Origin of the sequence: Pseudomonas sp. NPDC098740 (assembly GCF_044760065.1) — a bacterium.
GTDB lineage: Bacteria > Pseudomonadota > Gammaproteobacteria > Pseudomonadales > Pseudomonadaceae > Aquipseudomonas > Aquipseudomonas rossensis.
In genome coordinates, this window is record NZ_JBIWAM010000010.1 from 1 (window position 1) to 4,600 (window position 4,600).

5 protein-coding genes and 1 pseudogene are annotated in these 4,600 nt (G+C 57.5%); 4 read left to right on the forward strand and 2 right to left on the reverse strand.

Annotated features, from left to right (window positions below):
- On the reverse strand, positions 1 to 108 hold a 108-nt coding region (locus ACIQU2_RS14315; RefSeq protein ID WP_403142155.1), incomplete at its 3' end, for a hypothetical protein.
- Between the two features lie 700 nt (positions 109 to 808).
- On the opposite strand from ACIQU2_RS14315, the gene rluC reads away from it, so the two are divergent.
- Genes rluC through ACIQU2_RS14330 form a run of 3 tightly spaced genes read left to right on the forward strand, consistent with a single transcriptional unit; the run spans position 809 to position 3,434 of the window.
- On the forward strand, positions 809 to 1,771 hold the full coding sequence (gene rluC / locus ACIQU2_RS14320; protein WP_046049069.1) for a 23S rRNA pseudouridine(955/2504/2580) synthase RluC: 963 nt from the start codon (positions 809 to 811) through the stop codon (positions 1,769 to 1,771).
- Positions 1,758 to 2,420, forward strand: a complete 663-nt coding sequence (locus ACIQU2_RS14325; protein ID WP_403141746.1) for an HAD-IA family hydrolase — start codon at positions 1,758 to 1,760, stop codon at positions 2,418 to 2,420. The genes rluC and ACIQU2_RS14325 overlap by 14 nt, the downstream gene beginning before the upstream one ends.
- A 24-nt stretch (positions 2,421 to 2,444) precedes the next feature.
- The gene (locus ACIQU2_RS14330; protein ID WP_403141750.1) at positions 2,445 to 3,434 is read left to right on the forward strand and encodes a S49 family peptidase; all 990 of its coding nucleotides are present in this window, start codon (positions 2,445 to 2,447) and stop codon (positions 3,432 to 3,434) included.
- A 148-nt stretch (positions 3,435 to 3,582) separates the two neighbouring features.
- On the opposite strand, the gene ACIQU2_RS14335 is transcribed toward ACIQU2_RS14330, so the two are convergent.
- Positions 3,583 to 4,161, reverse strand: coding sequence for a Maf family protein (locus ACIQU2_RS14335; protein ID WP_403141752.1), 579 nt, complete (start codon positions 4,159 to 4,161; stop codon positions 3,583 to 3,585).
- 105 nt (positions 4,162 to 4,266) lie between these two features.
- On the opposite strand from ACIQU2_RS14335, the pseudogene ACIQU2_RS14340 reads away from it, so the two are divergent.
- Positions 4,267 to 4,600 (forward strand): annotated as a pseudogene (locus ACIQU2_RS14340) (metal-binding protein); the annotation flags it as partial.

Sequence of the window (4,600 nt, forward strand, 5' to 3'; positions counted from 1 at the left end):
ATGCTCGAGTTCACCTGATTCGATGTCAAGGTAGTAGAGGAGTTGGCCATCTAAAAGTGCAACAAGCAACTCTTCGGGTTGAGTTGCGTTAATCAACATTCTTTTCATGTAGTACCGTCGGTTTCCGGGCTGCCGGAAACGGCGTTCGGCACACACGACTTCTCATGGTCGGTGTCAGGTGCGTCAGGAGTGGTTGGACACTCCAGTGTCTAGCGAACCCCGACCAATTGGGCCGGCGTCGCGACGTACGCGTCCTGCTTGCTGTGGCTACTTAAGCACTCAGTCAGGAGGAGGAATCAACCAGCGGCTGTGGACGAGATGAAGCGTCTTGATAAAGCCTATTGCTACACAGTCCAGCGGTTGTGCATCTCCACCCTACACGTATCCCTGATAATTCGGGTGCTGCCGCGCGCAGAATCCGCAGCGGGTTGGCATTTACCGTGAGCTCCGAAAGGGGAGGTCACGCATCATGGCTAATTTAGGCGTTGTTTCCGAAGCGTTCGCTCGGGGTTGTTCGTAGCTGACTGCACTTTGTGAACTGGCCGTGAATATTTGCTCGCAAGGCGAGTGAAAACTCTGCTTTGCGGCATGCTTCAGGCCTCATGTCACCTGCGCTCGTTACAACTGCAAACTCTACCGTTTCGTAGCGAAAGCCCCGTAGGACGGCCTCTCGTCCTCGTGAATTGCGTTGGTCAGGGCCGGTTTTTGACCGTTAGTCCGCTGTCCAGGCCACTTTTGGCGGCGTTCGCGACTATAGCAGCAATGATTAAGTGCTTCAATTCCATAAAAAATTGTTATCATCCGCGCCATGACAACTACTGCCCCTTCGACCCCAGCCGTACAACTGCTGGAGGTCTCGCCGGAATATGCCGGCCAACGTATTGATAACTTCCTTCTCGCTCGGCTCAAAGGCGTGCCCAAGACCTTGATTTACCGCATTTTGCGCAAAGGCGAAGTGCGTGTGAACAAAGGTCGGATCAAGCCCGAATACAAGCTGCAGGCGGGCGATATCGTGCGCGTGCCGCCGGTTCGCGTGCCTGAGCGCGACGAGCCGGTGCCGCTGGCACAAGGCCTGCTGCAGCGCCTCGAAGCCTCGATTGTGTTCGAGGACAAGGCGTTGATCGTGATCAACAAGCCTTGCGGCATCGCGGTTCACGGTGGCAGCGGCTTGACTTACGGGGTGATCGAAGCCTTTCGTCAGTTGCGTCCCGATTGCAAGGAGCTCGAACTGGTTCATCGTCTCGACCGTGACACCTCCGGCCTGCTGATGATCGCCAAGAAGCGCAGCATGCTGCGTCACTTGCACACGGCATTGCGCGGCGATGGCGTTGATAAGCGCTACATGGCGCTGGTTCGCGGCAACTGGGCGGCCTCGATCAAGCAAGTCCGAGCGTCGCTCGGCAAGAGCAATCTGCGCTCCGGCGAGCGTATGGTCGAGGTCGACGAGGAGGAGGGTAAGGAGTCCGTGACCGTGTTTAAGGTCCTGCGTCGTTTTGGCGACTTTGCCACCCTGATCGAAGCCAAACCGATTACCGGCCGGACTCACCAGATCCGCGTCCACACCTTGCACGCCGGACATTGCATTGCCGGTGACACCAAGTACGGCGATGAAGGCTTCAGCAAAGAGATTCGTGACCTGGGCGGAAAGCGCCTGTTCCTGCACGCTTACATGCTGACCGTGCCGCTGCCTGATGGTGGAGAGCTGAAGTTGCAGGCGCCGGTCGACGAGATGTGGGCCAAAACCGTGGAGCGCCTGAGTGCACCCATCTGATTACAAGCTGCTGATTTTCGATTGGGACGGCACTCTCGCCGACTCCATTGGTCGGATTGTCGAGGCCATGCATGTCGCGTCCGAGCGCTCCGGTTTTCAGTTGCGCGATGATTTTGCCGTCAAGGGCATCATCGGTCTGGGCTTGCCGGAAGCGATTCGTACGTTGTATCCGGAAATCGGCGACGACGAATTGGTAACCTTCCGTCAGCACTATGCTGATCACTACATCGCCTCGGAGGCTGTTCCTTCGCCGTTGTTCGAGGGTGTGTTCGAGTCGATGGAAGCGTTTCGCGCTGATGGTTATCACTTGGCGGTCGCGACCGGCAAGGCCCGTCGCGGGCTGGATCGGGTGCTGAAGGCGCACGACTGGGAAGATTATTTCGATATCACTCGCGCGGCCGACGAAACCGCCAGCAAACCCCATCCGCTGATGCTCGAGCAGATCCTCGCTCACTGCGACGTTCGCCCGGAGCAGGCGCTGATGGTGGGCGATTCGTCCTTTGACTTGCAGATGGCGCGCAACGCCGGCATGGATTCGGTGGCAGTCAGCTATGGCGCTCAATCGATCGAAGCGTTGAAATTATTCGAGCCGGCACTGGCCATTGATCGTTTTTCAGAATTGCATGCCTGGCTGAGTCAGCGGGCTTAATAGGTTTTTGCTGGGGTAGATGTCATGACCGACGAATGGAAAGCGCCCGCCAAGGCGAGCGCAGAGAGCGGTGACGAGAAAAGCTGGAAGCTGCTGGAAAAGACCCTGCTGGCCGGCGTGCAGGAGCAGCGCCGGTCCCGTCGCTGGGGGATTTTCTTCAAGTTGCTGACCTTTGTGTACCTGTTGGGTGCGCTGGTCCTGTTCACGCCGCTGATGGACATGGAAAAAGCTGCCACCCTCAGTGGCAACTACACCGCGCTGATCGACGTGACTGGCATGATCGCCGACAAGGAGCCTGCCAGCGCTGACAACATCGTCGGCAGCCTGCGTGCAGCGTTCGAGGACGAGAAGGTCAAAGGTGTCATCCTGCGAATCAACAGTCCGGGCGGCAGTCCGGTGCAATCGGGCTACGTCTATGACGAGATCCGCCGTTTGCGCGGCCTGCATCCGGACACCAAGCTTTACGCGGTGATCTCGGATTTGGGCGCTTCGGGTGCTTACTACATCGCCAGTGCGGCGGATCAGATCTACGCCGACAAGGCGAGCCTGGTGGGTTCCATTGGTGTGACGGCGGCCGGTTATGGCTTTGTCGGGACGATGGAGAAGCTGGGTGTCGAGCGTCGGACTTACACCTCTGGCGAGCACAAATCGTTCCTCGATCCGTTCCAGCCGCAGAAGCCTGAAGAAACTCAGTTCTGGCAGGGTGTGCTCGATACCACTCATCAGCAATTCATCAGCAGCGTCAAGAAAGGCCGTGGCGACCGCCTCAAGGACAAGGAGCATCCGGAGTTGTTCTCCGGGTTGGTCTGGTCGGGCGAGCAGGCGCTGCCGCTGGGTCTGATCGATGGTCTGGGAAATGCCAGTTCGGTGGCGCGTGACGTGATCGGCGAGAAAGAGTTGGTGGATTTCACCGTTCAGGAATCGCCTTTCGATCGCTTCTCGAAAAAGCTCGGTGCCAGCGTGGCTGAGCATCTGGCGATGTGGATGGGCTTCCAAGGGCCTTCGTTGCGCTGATCTTCTTGCTGCATAAAAAAACCGGCTTTTTGCCGGTTTTTTTTAACGTCAAAAGATCGCAGCCTTGTTTCACTCGACAGCTCCTACAAGGGATACGCATTTCAATGTAGGGGCTGTCGAGTGAAACGAGGCTGCGATCTTTTGACTTTTAAGGTATCTGCACGCCTTCTGCGAGCAGCATGTCGATCAGGCGGATCAGCGGCAGGCCGATCAGGCTGGTGGCGTCAGGGCCCTCGGTGCTTTGAAACAGGCTCACCCCCAAACCTTCGGCTTTGAAGCTGCCAGCGCAGTCGTAGGGCTGTTCGGCGCGCAGGTAGCGTTCGATGCGTGCGGTGTCGAGTGTGCGCATGTGCACGGTGAACGGCACGCAGTCGACCTGGCAATCGCCGGTCTGGCTGTTGAGCAGAGCCAGGCCGGTAAGGAAGGTCACGCTGGCACCGCTCGAGGCCAGCAATTGTTCGCGGGCCTTTTCGAAGGTGTGGGGTTTGCCGATGATCCGATCGCCAAGTACGGCGACCTGATCGGAGCCGATGATCAGGTGAGCGGGGTGGCTGCTGGCCAGCGCGCGTGCTTTTTCCTCGGCGAGGCGCTTGACCAGCTCGATGGCTGACTCGTCCGGACGATGGCTTTCGTCAATATCCGGTGAGCTGCAGGTAAACGGCAGCTGCAAGCGGGCCAGCAATTCCCGGCGATAAACCGAGCTAGAAGCGAGTAATAAAGGCAGCATGCGCATCTCCAGAAGACAGGCGCGAATTCTAGCGAGGCTTCCAAGTGACGGACAAGGCTGAATTTCCTTTGACATGGCTGGGGGCATCCCTATAATGCTGCGCCTATGTTGAATGACCCGATTCCACCTCACGTTGACCCGCGCAAATTGGCTGATCGTGGCACCACCCTTCAAGGTGAACTGCTGCTGGCCGATTTGGAGAGACTCTGCGACCCGCTTTCCGATACTGTCGGTACGGTGCAGGCTAAATTCGTTTTTGAACGAGATGAACGTAAGTCTGTGGTAATCCACAGTTTTATCGACACCGAAGTCAAAATGGTTTGCCAGCGTTGTCTTGAGCTGGTCACCCTGCCGATCCATAGCGAATGCAGTTATGCTGTGGTGAAGGAGGGTGCGAATACCCAGTCGTTGCCGAAAGGTTATGACGTGCTGGAACTGG